Below are 15334 nucleotides of genomic sequence, written 5' to 3' on the forward strand. Positions count from 1 at the left end.
GCTGGGCGTCTGTCCGGAATTGGCCGCTAAGGCCCAACAGTCAGAAGCCGTCGCTTCCCCAGGATGCGGCGGCTTTTTTGCGACCGTCATCGGCCGGATAGGGCGTGCGCAGAAGGATCAGCAGGCCGATCACCAGAAAAGCAATCAGCGCCATCATGCCGATCCGTGCCGAGCCGGTGGCAAGCGTGATCGTGGCAACGGATGCGGGGGCGAGGAACGAGGTGGCCCGGCCGGACAGCGCATAGAGGCCGAAGTAGCGACCGGCCTCGTCGAGGCTGACGCTGCGGGCGAGGTAGGAGCGCGACGAGGCCTGAACGGGGCCGAAGGCGACACCGACGAGCAGGCCGTAGAGAATGTAAGCCTTTTCGGCGGCCGTGCCGAACAGGCCGCCGGTATCTTCCATCGACAGCGGCAGCAGCCCAAAGAGCGTGAAGCCGGGGCCCGTCGAGACGATGCCGATCGTGGCAATCGTCAGGCAGATCAGGCTGGCGGTGACGATCACCTTGGAGCCAAGGTGCGCATCCAGCCAGCTGGCGCAGAGGCAGCCGCCGATCGCGACGACGTTGAGAATGATGCCGTAGACGCCGAGCTCCAGGGTCTGCCAGGCGAACATCGCGGCCGCGAAGGTGCCGCCGAGTGCCAGCAGACCATTGACGCCGTCCTGGAAGACCATGCGCGCGATCAGGAAGCGCAGGATCCCACGCCTTTCCCGAAGCTCGACGAGCGTGCCCTTGAGCTCCCTGAGGCCAGTGACGGTTGCCTTGCCGAGCGACATCGCCGCCTTGGTGGCATCCGGCGTGAACAGGAACATCGGCAGGATAAAGACGAGGTACCAGACGGCGGAGATCGGGCCGGTGATGCGTGCATCCTCCCCCTTCGCCGGATCCAGGCCGAACAGAGGGTCGATGCCAAGTGCCGTCTTGCCGGTCTCAGGACTTCCGGCAAGCAAGGCCACGACGGCGACCAGCACGATCATGCCGCCGAGATAGCCGAGCCCCCAGGCGATGTTGGAAATGCGCCCCACGTCCTTCTCCGGCACCAGACGGGGCATCATCGAATCGTTGAAGACGATCGAGAACTCGGCCGCGACCGTCGCGAGGATCATGAAGATCGCCGGATAGAGGATCGGCGAGCCGGGGGCTGCGAACCAGAGCATAGCCAGCGATGCGATCTTGATGACGGCGAAGAAGGCGATCCAGGGTTTGCGCGGCCCGGTGGCGTCGGCGATCGAGCCGAGCACCGGCGAAAGAACCGCGATGATGATGCCCGAAACCGTGAGCGTGTAGCCCCACATCGCCTGGCCGACCGCATGGTCCTCCGTCAGCCGCGATACGAAATAGGGGCCGAAGATGAAGGTGGTGATGACGGTGAAGAAGGGCTGCGCGGCCCAGTCGAACAGCATCCAGCCGCCGATGCCCGCACGGGACGTGCGTGGCTGGTCTTCATTCCCCCCGGCCGAAATCTGCAAAGTCCCCTCCCGAAACGACTGCGCCACGCGTCCCCTCGAACGCGCGGCGCAGCCTATCTTCAATTGAACCGATTCCAAAAGGTCTGGAACCGGACGCGGGCGAAAAAACTGCCCGCATCCTCTTTGGTACCGTTACTTGGCCCTTCCGCGTGCCAGGTCGTTGAGGAGACCTGCAGCGACGGTGATCTTGGCAAGCGTCGTTTCACCCTTCTCGGTCAGAAGGCGCAGCTGGCCAGTCGCCTGGGCGACACGGACGCGCTCGCTTTCTTCCCAGGCCGCAACCGGGTTGCGCTCCTTCTTCTGCTCGCGCAGGGCTGCCGCGGTGATATCCCGGCGTGCCGCCGCGATATCGGATACGGCGCGTGACAGAGCCATGGCCTCGAACTGCTCGGTTGCCGGAACGCGATCGGATGCCGCCAGCAGACGGTTGATGCGAAGCGTGTCGGTGACGGCGAAATAACCTTGCGCCGTGCGGCTCAGCGTCTCGCCGGTTTCTGCGGCAATCTGCATGATCTCGGGCACCAGCGTCATCAGCGCCAGTTCCGAGATTTCCTCGGCGAGCTTGGCGGGAACGCCACCCTCGACGAAGGCTGCCGTCTTCAACCGGGCTTCTTCGGCGCTCTCGCCGGACACTGCAGTGCGCATGGTCGCACGCAGCTTCTGCAGGCCGTCGCCGAGGCGCGATACGGCCTCGGAGACCGAGCCGGTCGCCGCATGGGTGCGCAGCGCCCGCTCGGTGACGAGCGTGAAGATGCGGCCGACTTCCTGGTAGAGGATGTTCTGCAGGCCGCCGCCGATCTTGTTGTCGAGCGCGTCGATCTCGTCATAGATCCGCGGCAGGTCGAAGCCGTCGAGCGCCAGCACCGCCGCCTTGACGACGTCGGCCGAGAGGAAGCCGGTGGCGTCCGTCAGGGTCGAGACAAAGGCCGGACCACCGCGGTTGATGACCTCGTTGGCGAGGATGGTCGCGATGATTTCGCGGCGCAGGCGGTGACCGTGGATATCGCCGGCATAGGCCTTGCGCATCTTGCCCGGGAAGTAACGCTCGAGCGTCGCCGTGAAGTACGGATCGTCGGGCAGCTCGCTCGCAATCAGCTCATCGAAGAGAACGAGCTTGGAGTAGGAGAGCAGCACGCCGATCTCCGGGCGGGTCAATGGCTTGCCCGCCTGGTAACGCTCGGTCATGGCCTGGTCGGTCGGCAGCGTCTCGACCTTGCGGTTGAGATGGCCGTCGGCCTCCAGCCGGGTCATGAGCCGGCCGAGCGTCGTGCGGTTGCCGAGCCCTTGCATAGCGGTTAGAGAGATCGCCAGCGACTGCTCGTAGTTGTTGCGCAGCACCAGGTGGCCCACTTCCTCGGTCATCGAGGCGAGCAGCGTGTTGCGCTTCGGACGGGTCAGGCGACCATCGCGCATGGCGGAAGCCAGCGCGATCTTGATGTTGACCTCGACGTCGGACGAGTTGACGCCCGCCGAGTTGTCGATGGCATCCGAGTTGCAGCGGCCGCCATTGAGGCCGAAGCCGATGCGGCCCTTCTGGGTGACGCCGAGGTTGGCGCCCTCGCCGATGACACGGGCGCGGACCTCTTCGGCTGCCACGCGAATGGCGTCGTTGGCGCGATCGCCAACTTCGGCGTCCGTTTCGTTGCTGCCGCGCACATAGGTGCCGATGCCGCCGAACCAGAGCAGGTCGACCTGGCTCTTCAGGATCGCGTTCATGATCTCGAAGGGCGTTGCCTTCTGCTTGTCGAGGCCGATGGCGGCCATCGCCTCAGGCGTCAACGTCACCGACTTCTCGGCACGCGAGATGATCATCGCGCCGTTCGAAAGCGTCTTGCGGTCATAGTCCTGCCAGCTCGAACGCGGCAGGGCGAACATGCGCTTGCGCTCGGCAAAGGACCCATCGATATCCGGATTCGGATCGATGAAGATATCGCGATGATCGAAGGCCGCGATGAGGCGGATCTTCTCGGACAGAAGCATACCGTTGCCGAAGACGTCGCCCGACATGTCGCCAACGCCGGCAACGGTGAAGGGCGTCGTCTGGATGTCGGTGTCCATCTCACGGAAATGCCGCTTGACGGTCTCCCAGGCGCCGCGGGCGGTGATGCCCATCTTCTTGTGGTCGTAGCCGGCGGAACCGCCCGATGCGAAGGCGTCGTCGAGCCAGAAGCCCGCTTCCTGTGCAAGGCCGTTGGCCGTGTCGGAGAAGGTCGCGGTGCCCTTGTCGGCAGCAACGACGAAGTAAGGGTCGTCGCCGTCATGGCGCTGCGTGTCGGCCGGCGGTACGACATCCTGGCCGACGATGTTGTCGGTGACCGACAGCAGGGTGCGGATGAAGGTCTTGTAGGCTTCGGTGCCGGCCTTGAAGATTTCGTCGCGGGTGCCGCCCACCGGAAGCAGCTTCGGATAGAAGCCGCCCTTGGCGCCGACGGGCACGATAACAGCATTCTTGACCTGCTGCGCCTTCACCAGACCGAGCACTTCCGTGCGGTAGTCCTGGGCGCGGTCCGACCAGCGAAGGCCGCCACGGGCGACCTTGCCGAAGCGCAGGTGCACGCCTTCGACCTCGGTGCCGTAAACGAAGATTTCGCGGAACGGATGCGGTTCCGGCAGACCGTCGAGCTGCTTCGGGTCCAGCTTGAAGGCGAGCACCGCGCGCGGCTTGCCGTCGGCGTCATGCTGGAAGTAGTTGGTCCGGAGCGTCGCTTCGATCGCGTTGACGTAGCGTCGCAGAATCCGGTCCTCGTCGAGGCTCGGCACGGCCGAGAGCGCGTCCTCGATCGCCGACAGCAGCGCGTTGCACTTCTTGGCGCGCGGCTTTTCCTCGAGTTTCGGATCCATCCGGGTCACGAACAGCTTGAAGATATCGGCGGCAATCGCCGGATACTTGTTCAGCGTGTCGGCGATATAGCCCTGAGAGTAGGTGATGCCGGCCTGTCGCAGATAGCGGGCATAGGCGCGCAGCACCGTCACTTCGCGGGCGTTGAGGCCCGCAAGCAGGATCAGCCGGTTGAAGTTGTCGTCCTCGATCGCGCCGTTCCAGGCGGCCAGGAACGCCTCTTCCAGCGCCGGGCCGGATTTTTCGAGGTTCAGCGCAAGGCCATCGCGATGGATCAGCTCCATGTCGTGCAGCACGACCTTGCGCTTCTCTTCGCCATGGGCATTGACGCCGATGTCGTAGGTCTGTTCGCTGATGACCCGGAAGCCCAGGTTTTCAAGCAAAGGTACGCGGCGCGACAGCGACACGGGTTCGCTGGCGTGGAAGATCTTGAGCTCGGCGGTGTCCGGCCGCGAGACGGCGCGCGGATAGTGGTAGAACTCGATGCGGATCGGATCCGGGCCCTTGCAGGCGGCGATGTCGGCCAGATCGGCATAGGCTTCAGCCGGCGTGAAGAACGACTGGTAGGCATTGTCGACATCGAGCTCGATGCCGTCCTTGCGGGCAAGCAGGTCGAACCGGTCGATCCAGCGGGTGACGATGCCGCGAACGGCTTCTTCGAGCTTGGCCTGCGGAATGCGCGGCGTCTTGCCGGCGGAGCGGCCGATGATGAAGTGGACGCGGGCAAGGCCCCCTTCCGGGAAGGCCGGGTAGTAGGCGGAGACGCGACCGTCATAGACCGTCTTCAGGTAGTCGCCGATCTTTTCGCGCACATCCGAATCGTACTGTTCGCGCGGCACGAAGACGATGACCGAGACGAAGCGGTCGAAATGGTCGATGCGCGGCAGCACGCGGATGCGCGGCCGGTCGCCGAGCTCGTTGATCTGTTCGCAGAAAGCGGCGAGCAGGCCAACATCGATCTGGAAGAGATCGTCGCGCGGATAGGATTCGAGCGTGTTGTCGAGCATCTTGCCGGAATGGCTCTGCGGATCGTAGCCGAAGTGATCGACGATCTTTTCGATCTTGTGGCGCAGCAGCGGGATCTCGGCCGCCTGGCGGGTATAGGCCGAGGAGGTGAAGAGGCCAACGATGCGCAGTTCTCCGGCGACATTGCCGTCGGCGTCGAAGCGCTTGACACCGATATAATCCATATAGGCGCGGCGATGGACGACCGACTTGACGTTGGCCTTGGTGACGATCAGGAAATCCGGGCTTTCGAGGAAGGCGAGAATTTCAGGCGTAGTCAGCACCGCGTCCTTGCCCTGGCGCAGCACGCGCACATCGGGATTGGAGAGCATGCCGAGGCCCCTGCCCTTGCCGCGCTCGACCATCGCCTTTCCGCCCTTGCCGGAATAGGTGTATTCGCGCATGCCGAGGAAGGTGAAGTTGTTGTCACGCAGCCAGCGGAGGAAGGCGAGCGCCTCGTCGCGGTCGCTCTTCTTGCGCGAGGCGTTATAAGCCTCCAGCTCCTGCATCGCATGATCGAGCAGCGCGGTCATCGCTGGCCAGTCGTGCACAGCCTGGTGCACCTGCTCCAGCACGTCGCGAATGCGGTTGCTGAGCTGTTCGGCCTCGACCGGCGCGAGCTTCGTCAGATGGATCTGGATGTGGCTGACGCGGTGCGAAGGATCGCTTTCATCTTCGGGATCGAAGAGCTTTGCCGGCTTGCCCGGTTCCTTGACCAGGATGGGGTGGATCGCGAGGTGAATGTCACGGTGGGTGCTGGTGATTTCCCCCATGACCGAATCATAGAGGAACGGCATGTTGCGTTCGGTGACCGCGATGATCGACACCTCGGTGCCGCCAGGTGCTACACCGGCGACGGTTTCGACGGAAACCTGCGGCTTGCCGCCATCCCAGCGGGCGAGTTCCTGATAGGCATGGGCGGCCGTCAGCGCCAGCATGTCCGCCGAATAGAGATCGAGGTCATCGTTGCTGGCCCCACCGAAGAGGATCTCCGGCGCCAGCGCCTCGACGCCCAGTTTGATGGCGGCCGCCTTCGCTGCGTCGATGTGTCTGTCCCGCTTCGGATTGTATTTCACGCCCATGAAGTCTCTCCCATTCATGATAGGCCAAACCCTATCAGAACCATGGCTAATGGCGACCGCTTTTTACGCTGATTTCGGCAAAATCGAGCCCAAAATCGGAGAATTTCACGTGAAAACAGCTTAAATCCATTTAAATCGAAGGTAATTTCGCGAAAATTGCTCGAAAATCGAAGAAAAAGCACGAAAACGCCAGAGGCTTCTCCGGAGCCTATCTGCCATCGTCTGTTGACAGGGGGGTGACAGTTGGGTGAACAGAGTTTCGAGATCGTAGGATTGGACTGGTCGATGCCCGAAATGCCTTCCCTGCCCGGCGCCGTCATCGTCATCTCTAGCCATGTCGTGCGCGGCAAGGTGGGCAACAGGGCCGTGGTCTTCGCGCTTGAAACTCTGGGGCATCCAGTCTGGGCCCTGCCGACCGTCATCCTCCCCTGGCATCCGGGCCACGGCCGCTCGACGCGGGTCACCATTTCCGATCAGGATTTCGGGTCGGTGATCGATGACCTCATTGCAGCACCCTGGGCCGGAGAGGTGCGTGCCGTGCTTTCGGGCTACCTCGGCTCGGCCGGACAGGCCGAAAGCGTGGCCCGGCTGGTGACGACGCTGAAGGAGCGCAATCCCAAACTGATCTACGCCTGCGACCCAGTGATCGGCGATGCTGGCGGTCTCTATGTGCCGGAAACCACGGCGGTTGCCATTCGCGACCGGTTGCTGCCGCTTGCAAATCTCGCGACCCCGAACCGTTACGAGCTTGCCTGGCTTGCCGGGGCGACGTTGGAGACGAACACGGCGATCCTTGACGCAGCGCTCGGCCTCGGTCCGGCCCGCGTTTTGGTGACGTCTGCCGTGCCGATGATGAGCGGCGGGACCGGGAATCTCTTTCTCTCGGGCAATCACGCCCTGCTTGCCGAACATCGTTTAGTCGAAAACCCGCCGAATGGTACGGGCGACCTGTTGGCGGCGGTGTTTCTCGCCCGGATCCTTGAAGGACTTTCAGAGGAACGCGCCTTGCAGATGGCGACTGCGAGCGTATTTGAGATCATCGCGCGGAGCGTCAAGCGCGGCGCTGATGAATTGACCATCGAGCAGGACGCGTCGAGCCTATCGACGCCAATGGCGATGGTGCAGATGCGCCGACTGGTTCATCCGAATCAGATGCGGCGCAAGTGAAGAAGCTGTTCACGGACCGCCACCCCTATGGCATCGTGGATTGAATTTTAGATCGCGATCATTTTCATGACGGAGGCGCAGGTGGGCGAAAGCCGGCCATGCCGCCTTGAAGCACGAGCGGAGCAATCGATGGACAAGCAGCAGCAGCGTTTTCCGGACTATCTTCTGAACGGCTACCACAACTTCATGAACGGTCGCTTCAGCGAGCAGCAGAAACGCTACAAGGCGCTGGCGGAAACCGGTCAAAAGCCGAAGACGATGGTGATTGCCTGTTGCGACTCGCGCGCTGCGCCGGAAACGATCTTCGACAGCGGCCCGGGCGAACTCTTCGTCGTGCGCAACGTCGCCAATCTCATGCCGCCCTACGAGCCGGATGGTCACTACCACTCTACTTCGGCGGCCCTCGAGTTCGCCGTGCAGTCGCTGCGCGTCAGCGACATCGTCGTCATGGGCCATGGCCGCTGTGGTGGTATCAAAGCGGCACTCGATCCCGATGCGGAGCCTCTGTCACCGGGCGATTTCATCGGTCGCTGGATGCATCTGCTGAGGCCCGCGGCTGAGCAGATCCAGAGCAACGACGTGATGACGCAGGCGGAGCGCCAGCGTGCGCTCGAGCGGGTTTCGATCCGCAACTCGCTTGCCAATCTGCGCACTTTCCCGTGCGTCCAGATCCTCGAGGCCAAGGGCAAGCTCCACCTGCACGGCGCCTGGTTCGACATCTCGACCGGCGAACTCTGGGTGATGGACCCGGTGACGGGCGACTTCTCCCGCCCGGGAATGTAATCGGTCAGCAAAAAAAGGCCCGGCTCTTTCGAACCGGGCCCTTTGTCTGGTTGGTTATGCGTTCCGAAGGACGAAAATCCTAGAGACCGTCGATCTCGGCGCCGATGATGGCGATCGCCTGCTGGTAGACGCTTGCGGCGTTCCAGCCCTGGATCGCAGCGAAGTTCGCCTGACCCTGCTGATAGCCGGCGCCCGGCTGCCAGCCATGGCCGCGCAGGAAATTGGCGGTGGATGCCAGCGCGTCGGCCTTGGAGCGAACCATGTCGACATGGCCGTTGCCATCGCCATCGACGCCGTATTTCAGGACGTTGGCGGGCAGGAACTGGGTCTGGCCGATCTCGCCGTGGGCGGCGCCACGCGCATCCGGGCTCAGATCGCCGCGCTGCACGAGCTGCAGGGCCGCATAGAGCTGGTTGGTGAAGTAGTCCGAGCGACGGCAGTCATAGGCCAGTGTCGAAACGGCCGAGAGCGTGTGCTCCTTGCCCATGAAACCGCCGAAGCCGGTTTCCATGCCCCAGATGGCAATCAGCGGGCCAGCCGGCACGCCGTAGCGCCGCTCGATGCTGGTAAAGAGTGCGGCGTTCTGCTGCTTCATCTTCTTGCCGCGGGAAATGATCACCTGGCCGCCGCGCTTCTGCATGAACTGCTCGAGCGACAGCTTGAAGCTCTTCTGGCCGCGGTCGGCGCGGATCGTCGCCTTGTTGTAGGAGACGCCGGAGAGTGCACGGTCGAGCACCTGCGGGCTGATGCCGTTGCCGGAGGCCTGCTGCTTGAAGTTCTGCACCCAGGCTTCAAAGCCGCTTCCGTCATTGCCGCATTGGGCGGCAGATGCCACCGCCGGAAAAACTGCAGTCGAAATCAGGGCGGCAAGCCCCACTGCTGCGCACTTCGCCCTGTGCATGAAATACCCCGTCATAGCCCGAATCTCGTTGCTCTTAAAAATGCCAGCCTTCGCCGGCCGTGTCACCTACCGCAAGCGGCAGGTAACTTTATCGTGGTTTCACGTGAATCCGGGAAGGATCGGCCCCTCGTGAAACAGGAAACCCGCCAGGCTCGAAAGAGCCTGGCGGGAGTGAATGGTTCTAATGCCGTTTTCAGGCAGCCTGCTTGCGCGGCTTGATGAGGCCACGATTGACCAGCAGCTCGGCAATCTGGATCGCGTTCAGAGCGGCACCCTTGCGCAGGTTGTCGGAAACGACCCACAGGTTGAGGCCGTTCTCGACGGTTGCGTCTTCGCGGATGCGCGAGATGTAGGTCGCATCTTCGCCGGCGCACTCATAAGGCGTGACGTAGCCGCCGTTCTCGTGCTTGTCGACGACGAGGCAACCCGGCGCTTCGCGCAGGATGTCGCGCGCTTCGTCAGCGGTGATCTCGTTTTCGAACTCGATGTTCACCGATTCCGAATGGCCGATGAAGACGGGAACGCGCACGGCAGTGCAGGTCACCTTGATCTTCGGGTCGAGCATCTTCTTGGTCTCGGCGAGAACCTTCCACTCTTCCTTCGTGTAGCCGTCTTCCATGAACACGTCGATGTGCGGAATGACGTTGAAGGCGATGCGCTTGGTGAACTTCTTCGATTCGATCGGATCGGCAACGAAGACGGCGCGGGTCTGGTTGAAGAGTTCGTCCATGCCGTCCTTGCCGGCGCCGGAAACCGACTGGTAGGTCGAGACGACGACGCGCTTGATCTTGGCGTGGTCGTGCAGCGGCTTCAGCGCGACGACGAGCTGGGCGGTCGAGCAATTCGGATTGGCGATGATGTTCTTCTTGGTGAACTGCGCGATCGCGTCCGGGTTCACTTCCGGAACGATCAGCGGCACTTCGGCGTCGTAGCGCCAGGCCGAGGAGTTGTCGATGACGACGCAGCCCTGCTGGCCGATCTTCGGCGAATACTTCAGCGATACGGCGCCGCCAGCCGACATCAGGCAGATATCGGTGTCGGAGAAGTCGTAGTTTTCGAGGTTCTTGACCTTGAGGGTCTTGTCGCCGAAGGAAACTTCGGTGCCCTGGGAGCGGGCGGAAGCGAGGGCGACCACTTCATCCGCGGGAAAGCCGCGTTCGGAAAGGATGTTCAGCATCTCCCGGCCGACATTGCCGGTGGCGCCTGCGACTGCAATCTTGAAACCCATGATCTAAGCTCTCTTTTCTGTCTCTCCTCGTCGGGTGAGGGGGAAACCGCGCGACCTGCCGCGAGGGTTCCTGTCCCCGGCCAAACCGGGGAGAGAGCGGAGGGCCAGAGACGTCAGACGGTTTTCGTCGTCGTTTTGGCCGTTGTTTTGCAAGCGAACGAAAAATCGACATCCTGCCCCGCGGCAAGAGCCGGCAGGATCAAAGCAGCGATGGCTGGACCGATCGGTCGCATGGTGGTGATTTCCTCGTTCGTCGCTGCTCTTACGCGGTTTTGGGGAAGAGTCAAGACATTGCCGCGCGCCGGCACGCCCCCGCCCTGCCCGCGATCGATCGCCGCATTAGACGAAAGTCATAAGTCGAAAGCATCTCTGCCTGTGATGACACTTTTCTGACATCCTCATTTCAGGCGCACCACGTCCGGACGTTCGAGGGAGGAATGCTGGACCAGCCAATGGGCGCTCCTTTGGAGTGGAGGATTATCAAAATGGCAAATGTCGCGACAGCGGACGACGCAAAAACGCGTCCGATGACCGGCGAGGAGAAGAAGGTCATCTTCGCCTCGTCGCTCGGTACCGTCTTCGAATGGTACGATTTCTATCTCTACGGTTCGCTCGCCGTCTACATCGGCGCGACCTTCTTCAGTTCCTACCCGGAAACGACGCGTAACATCTTCGCGCTTCTGGCCTTTGCCGCGGGCTTCCTGGTTCGCCCGTTCGGCGCGCTCGTCTTCGGTCGCCTGGGTGACCTCGTTGGCCGCAAATATACCTTCCTCGTGACGATCCTGATCATGGGTCTGTCGACCTTCCTGGTCGGCATCCTGCCCGGCGCTGCCTCGATCGGCATTGCCGCGCCGATCCTGCTCATCGTGCTGCGCATGCTGCAGGGCCTGGCGCTCGGCGGCGAATATGGCGGTGCGGCAACCTACGTGGCCGAACACGCCCCGCATGGGCGTCGCGGCTACTTCACGTCCTGGATCCAGACCACGGCGACGCTCGGTCTGTTCCTGTCGCTGGTGGTGATCCTGCTCGTGCAGTTCGCGCTCGGCAAGGAAGCCTTCGCCGCCTGGGGCTGGCGCATTCCGTTCCTGCTGTCCTGCGTGCTTCTCGGCATTTCCGTCTGGATCCGTCTGAAGATGAACGAATCCCCGGCCTTCAAGAAGATGAAGGAAGAGGGCAAGGGCTCCAAGGCGCCGCTTCGGGAAGCCTTCGGCCAGTGGAAGAACGCCAAGATCGCGCTTCTGGCGCTGTTCGGTGCCGTCGTCGGACAAGCCGTGGTCTGGTACTCCGGTCAGTTCTACGCGCTGTTCTTCCTGACCGGCGTCCTGAAAGTAGACGGTCAGTCGGCCAACATCATGGTCGCCGCCTCGCTTTTGATCGGCACGGGCTTCTTCGTGCTCTTCGGCTGGCTCTCCGACAAGATCGGCCGCAAGCCGATCATCATGGCCGGTCTGCTGCTTGCGATGCTCACCTACTTCCCGCTGTTCAAGGCGCTGACCTGGGCCGGTAACCCTGCACTCGCTGAAGCCCAGGCAACCGTTCGCGCAACGGTGACCGCGGCTCCCGGCGACTGCAAATTCCAGTTCAACCCGACGGGCACGGCGAAGTTCACCACCTCGTGCGACATCGCAACCGCGTTCCTCACCAAGAACTCCGTTCCCTACGACGTCGTCACGACGGCAGCAGCGGGCACGGCGGCGACGGTCAAGGTCGGCGACACCACGATCAACAGCTACGACGCAGTCGCTGCTGGCGATGGTGCCAAGGCCGCCAACGCCGCCTTCGAAAAGCAGACCAACATGGCGCTCCACAATGCCGGCTACCCGCTGGTTCGTGGCGCGGCAAAGGTTCCGGACGCCAAGCTTGACGGTTTTGTCACCGCCAACCCGGAACTGTCGCTTGACGCAACCGCTGTCCGCGGCGGCGAAAAGACCATGGTTCCGGCCGAAAAGCTCATCGCCGACAAGCTGCTGACCAAGGATGAAGTGGGCGCTGCCACCGAAATGGCCGTCTACACGATCGCCGGCGGCGGCACCTACGCGATGGTCGCGGATCCTGCCAACGTCAACTGGACGACAATCATCGCGGTGCTCACCGTGCTCGTCATCTACGTGACGATGGTCTACGGCCCGATCGCAGCCCTGCTGGTCGAACTCTTCCCGACCCGCATCCGCTACACCGGCATGTCGCTGCCCTACCACATCGGCAACGGCTGGTTCGGCGGTCTGCTTCCGGCAACGGCCTTCGCGATGAGTGCTGCCCAGGGCGATATCTACTACGGCCTCTGGTACCCGATCGTCTTTGCAGGGATCACGCTGGTCATCGGCCTCCTGTTCCTGCCGGAAACGAAGGATCGCGACATCCACGCGATGGATTAAGCCCGGCGCTCCCGGAGTGAACAAATCCCGGGAGCACCTCAAATCTTCCCCGAGCTATTATGGCTCTCCTGACTCCGGCGCGGTCTTCCGCGCCGGCTTTTTTATTGGGTCGGCTCGCTGCGTCCGGCAAGCGGCCACCCGCCCGGGCCGAGGCGAAACAGGCGACCGTATTTGGCGAAGACAAACGCCATCATCACCGATGTCCAAAGGCCGAGCAGCAGCCCGGCGGCGACGTCGCTTGGATAGTGTGCGCCAACGATGACGCGGGAAACACCGATCGTCAGCGCCAGGACCAGAAAGAGTGGCCTCAGTCTCGGCAGCAGCATGGCGAAGACGCCGAAAAACGCACCGGCCGCAGTCGAGTGCCCGGACGGAAAGCTCTCATAGAGATCACTGGCGGCGAACGGCGTCAGGCTGTAGGCGCCGAGCTCGGCAAAGAGTTCCGGTCGTGCCCGGCCGATCAGGAGCTTCAGCGTATGCACCAACGCGCTGGCGGTGCCGATCGTCAAAAGGAAATAGGCGGCGAGGTCGCGGGCAGTGCGCGCCTTGTTTTGAAGCGGCCCCTGGCTTGCCGCCCGGCGCAGCACGAAGGCCCCCGCAAGCAGGATACCGGAAAGATAGATCATCCAGCCAAAGGTACCGAAATCGGTGATCCTTTCATTGAAGGTGACGATGTTGTCCGGCAGGCCTTGCGCGCGCTGTGACAGGAACGGATCGAGCGGGATGAGCGCGAACACGAGGATGGCTGTTGTCAGCACGATCCATCCGGTGGCCGCAAGTGGTCGGTTCATGGTTCTCCCATCCTGCCACCCAGTCGCGCGGCAATTGTCTGTTCCTGTCGGGGCACGATGCAGGGCGCTTCCCGCGCCAGACGGCCCCGGTCCGTCTTTTCCCGATGTGTCGGTTCTTTTGGCAAATTCAAGGCCGTGAAACGCAAAACACCTCCGGATGCGCTCCGGAGGTGTTGGTTTTCGTAGGCCTGTTGGCGTCGGCGTGACGCCGATCCGGGATCGGTTGTCGCTTACGCCGACAGCGCCTTGAACTCGGCAAGGATGGCGTCGCCCATCTCGGTGGTGCCGACCTTCTTCGCCCCTTCGGCCATGATGTCGCCGGTGCGGATGCCCTGGTCGAGCACGTTGGCGATCGCCTTCTCCAGATTGTCGGCTTCCTTCACCAGGTTGAAGGAGTAGCGCAGGCACATGGCGAAGGAGGCGATCATCGCGATCGGGTTGGCAAGGCCCTGGCCGGCAATGTCGGGTGCCGAGCCGTGCACCGGCTCATAGAGCGCCTTGCGCTTGCCGCTGACCGCATCCGGTGCGCCGAGCGAGGCCGACGGCAGCATGCCGAGCGAACCGGTGAGCATCGCCGCCACGTCCGACAGCATGTCGCCGAACAGGTTGTCGGTGACGATGACGTCGAACTGCTTGGGCTGGCGCACCAGCTGCATGCCGCCGGCGTCCGCCAGCATGTGCTCGAGCTGGACGTCGGAATACTTCGCCTTGTGCGTCTCGGTCACCACCTGGTTCCACAACACGCCCGACTTCATGACGTTGCGCTTTTCCATCGAGCAGACGCGGTTGTTGCGGGTGCGGGCCAGCTCGAAGGCGACGCCGGCGATGCGCTCGATCTCGTAGGTGTCGTAGACCTGGGTGTCGATGCCACGCTTCTGGCCGTTGCCGAGATCGACGATCTCCTTCGGTTCGCCGAAATAGACGCCACCGGTCAATTCGCGCACGATCAGGATGTCGAGGCCTTCGACCAGTTCGGGCTTGAGCGACGAGGCGGCGGAAAGCGCCGGATAGCAGATCGCCGGGCGCAGGTTGGCGAAGAGCTCGAGATCCTTGCGCAGGCGCAGCAGACCGGCTTCCGGGCGAACCTCGTAGGGCACCGCATCCCACTTCGGACCGCCGACGGCGCCGAACAACACCGCATCGGCGGCAAGCGCCTTTGCCATGTCCTCTTCCGAGATCGCCTGACCGTGGGCGTCATAGGCCGAACCGCCGACCAGGCCCTCGTCCGTCACGAAGCCGGCACCAAGCTCGGCATTCATGTAGGCGATGATTTTGCGGACTTCCGCCATGGCTTCCGGGCCGATGCCGTCGCCGGGCAGAAGGAAGAGGTTGCGCACAGTCATGGATAGTCCTTCTCGCGGGGGGAAAACTCGGCCGCGTTCTAGCGCAACTTCGTATCGAGGGAAATCGGCGAAACGAAAGATTTGTGCGCGCCCGCGAGCGGAACGTTCCCTACGGAACAGCTGATCGGTCGAGGCACTGCGATCATCGCCCAGAAGCCATGTACCTGCCTGGCCGTCGATCCCTCGAGGAGAAAAACATGCGCAATTTTGCTCACGCCGTCGCTGCCCATATCCGCGCCACGACCAAGAACCTGACCTTTACTGGCTGGCCTTCCGGCAAGCGCTCACCCGCGTCGTCCTATAGTTGGCTTAGCTTTCCTCTTGACTGAAACGGTGCCTCCGGATCGAATGC

General features: G+C 62.8%; 10 protein-coding genes. 4 read left to right on the plus strand and 6 right to left on the minus strand.

Going from position 1 to position 15334, the window contains the following annotated elements:
- Window positions 1-40: 40 nt before the first annotated feature.
- Together IB279_RS24660 and IB279_RS24665 are read right to left on the minus strand one after the other, a co-directional pair.
- On the minus strand, window positions 41-1468 hold the full coding sequence (locus IB279_RS24660; RefSeq protein ID WP_112773317.1) for an MFS transporter: 1428 nt from the start codon (window positions 1466-1468) through the stop codon (window positions 41-43).
- A gap of 132 nt (window positions 1469-1600) precedes the next feature.
- Window positions 1601-6394, minus strand: a complete 4794-nt coding sequence (locus tag IB279_RS24665) for an NAD-glutamate dehydrogenase (protein WP_112773318.1) — start codon at window positions 6392-6394, stop codon at window positions 1601-1603.
- 285 nt (window positions 6395-6679) lie between these two features.
- Here IB279_RS24665 and pdxY point away from each other — a divergent pair, with 285 nt between their 5' ends.
- Together pdxY and IB279_RS24675 are read left to right on the plus strand one after the other, a co-directional pair.
- Entirely contained in the window at window positions 6680-7561 is an 882-nt protein-coding gene (gene pdxY / locus IB279_RS24670) for a pyridoxal kinase PdxY (protein WP_112773320.1), read from the plus strand.
- A gap of 129 nt (window positions 7562-7690) precedes the next feature.
- Complete coding sequence (locus tag IB279_RS24675) at window positions 7691-8344, plus strand: carbonic anhydrase (RefSeq protein WP_034800167.1); 654 nt, start codon at window positions 7691-7693, stop codon at window positions 8342-8344.
- 79 nt (window positions 8345-8423) lie between these two features.
- On the opposite strand, the gene IB279_RS24680 is transcribed toward IB279_RS24675, so the two are convergent.
- Entirely contained in the window at window positions 8424-9245 is an 822-nt protein-coding gene (locus IB279_RS24680) for a lytic transglycosylase domain-containing protein (protein ID WP_034800180.1), read from the minus strand.
- Window positions 9246-9438: 193 nt separating this feature from the next.
- Window positions 9439-10473 (minus strand): aspartate-semialdehyde dehydrogenase, encoded by a 1035-nt coding sequence (locus IB279_RS24685; protein ID WP_034800169.1) that lies wholly within the window; start codon window positions 10471-10473, stop codon window positions 9439-9441.
- Window positions 10474-10958: 485 nt separating this feature from the next.
- On the opposite strand from IB279_RS24685, the gene IB279_RS24690 reads away from it, so the two are divergent.
- On the plus strand, window positions 10959-12848 hold the full coding sequence (locus IB279_RS24690; RefSeq protein WP_112773319.1) for an MFS transporter: 1890 nt from the start codon (window positions 10959-10961) through the stop codon (window positions 12846-12848).
- Between the two features lie 101 nt (window positions 12849-12949).
- On the opposite strand, the gene IB279_RS24695 is transcribed toward IB279_RS24690, so the two are convergent.
- Entirely contained in the window at window positions 12950-13639 is a 690-nt protein-coding gene (locus IB279_RS24695) for a phosphatase PAP2 family protein (RefSeq protein ID WP_034800174.1), read from the minus strand.
- 230 nt (window positions 13640-13869) lie between these two features.
- The gene (leuB, locus tag IB279_RS24700; RefSeq protein WP_192339897.1) at window positions 13870-14982 is read right to left on the minus strand and encodes a 3-isopropylmalate dehydrogenase; all 1113 of its coding nucleotides are present in this window, start codon (window positions 14980-14982) and stop codon (window positions 13870-13872) included.
- A 197-nt stretch (window positions 14983-15179) separates the two neighbouring features.
- Between leuB and IB279_RS37720 the strand changes: the two genes are divergently transcribed.
- Window positions 15180-15311: a hypothetical protein gene (locus IB279_RS37720; RefSeq protein WP_256439288.1), complete on the plus strand. Its 132-nt coding sequence runs from the start codon at window positions 15180-15182 to the stop codon at window positions 15309-15311.
- Window positions 15312-15334: the final 23 nt, after the last annotated feature.

The sequence above is a fragment of the Ensifer sp. ENS06 genome (assembly GCF_014852205.1).
GTDB classification, from domain to species: domain Bacteria; phylum Pseudomonadota; class Alphaproteobacteria; order Rhizobiales; family Rhizobiaceae; genus Ensifer; species Ensifer adhaerens.

Coding starts and splice junctions, on each gene's coding strand:
- IB279_RS24665 (WP_112773318.1), bottom strand. CDS start 6,394: ATGGGCGTGAAATACAATCCGAAGCGGGACAGACACATCGACGCAGCG.
- pdxY (WP_112773320.1), top strand. CDS start 6,680: ATGCCCGAAATGCCTTCCCTGCCCGGCGCCGTCATCGTCATCTCTAGC.
- IB279_RS24675 (WP_034800167.1), top strand. CDS start 7,691: ATGGACAAGCAGCAGCAGCGTTTTCCGGACTATCTTCTGAACGGCTAC.
- IB279_RS24680 (WP_034800180.1), bottom strand. CDS start 9,245: ATGCACAGGGCGAAGTGCGCAGCAGTGGGGCTTGCCGCCCTGATTTCG.
- IB279_RS24685 (WP_034800169.1), bottom strand. CDS start 10,473: ATGGGTTTCAAGATTGCAGTCGCAGGCGCCACCGGCAATGTCGGCCGG.
- IB279_RS24690 (WP_112773319.1), top strand. CDS start 10,959: ATGGCAAATGTCGCGACAGCGGACGACGCAAAAACGCGTCCGATGACC.
- IB279_RS24695 (WP_034800174.1), bottom strand. CDS start 13,639: ATGAACCGACCACTTGCGGCCACCGGATGGATCGTGCTGACAACAGCC.
- leuB (WP_192339897.1), bottom strand. CDS start 14,982: ATGACTGTGCGCAACCTCTTCCTTCTGCCCGGCGACGGCATCGGCCCG.
- IB279_RS37720 (WP_256439288.1), top strand. CDS start 15,180: ATGCGCAATTTTGCTCACGCCGTCGCTGCCCATATCCGCGCCACGACC.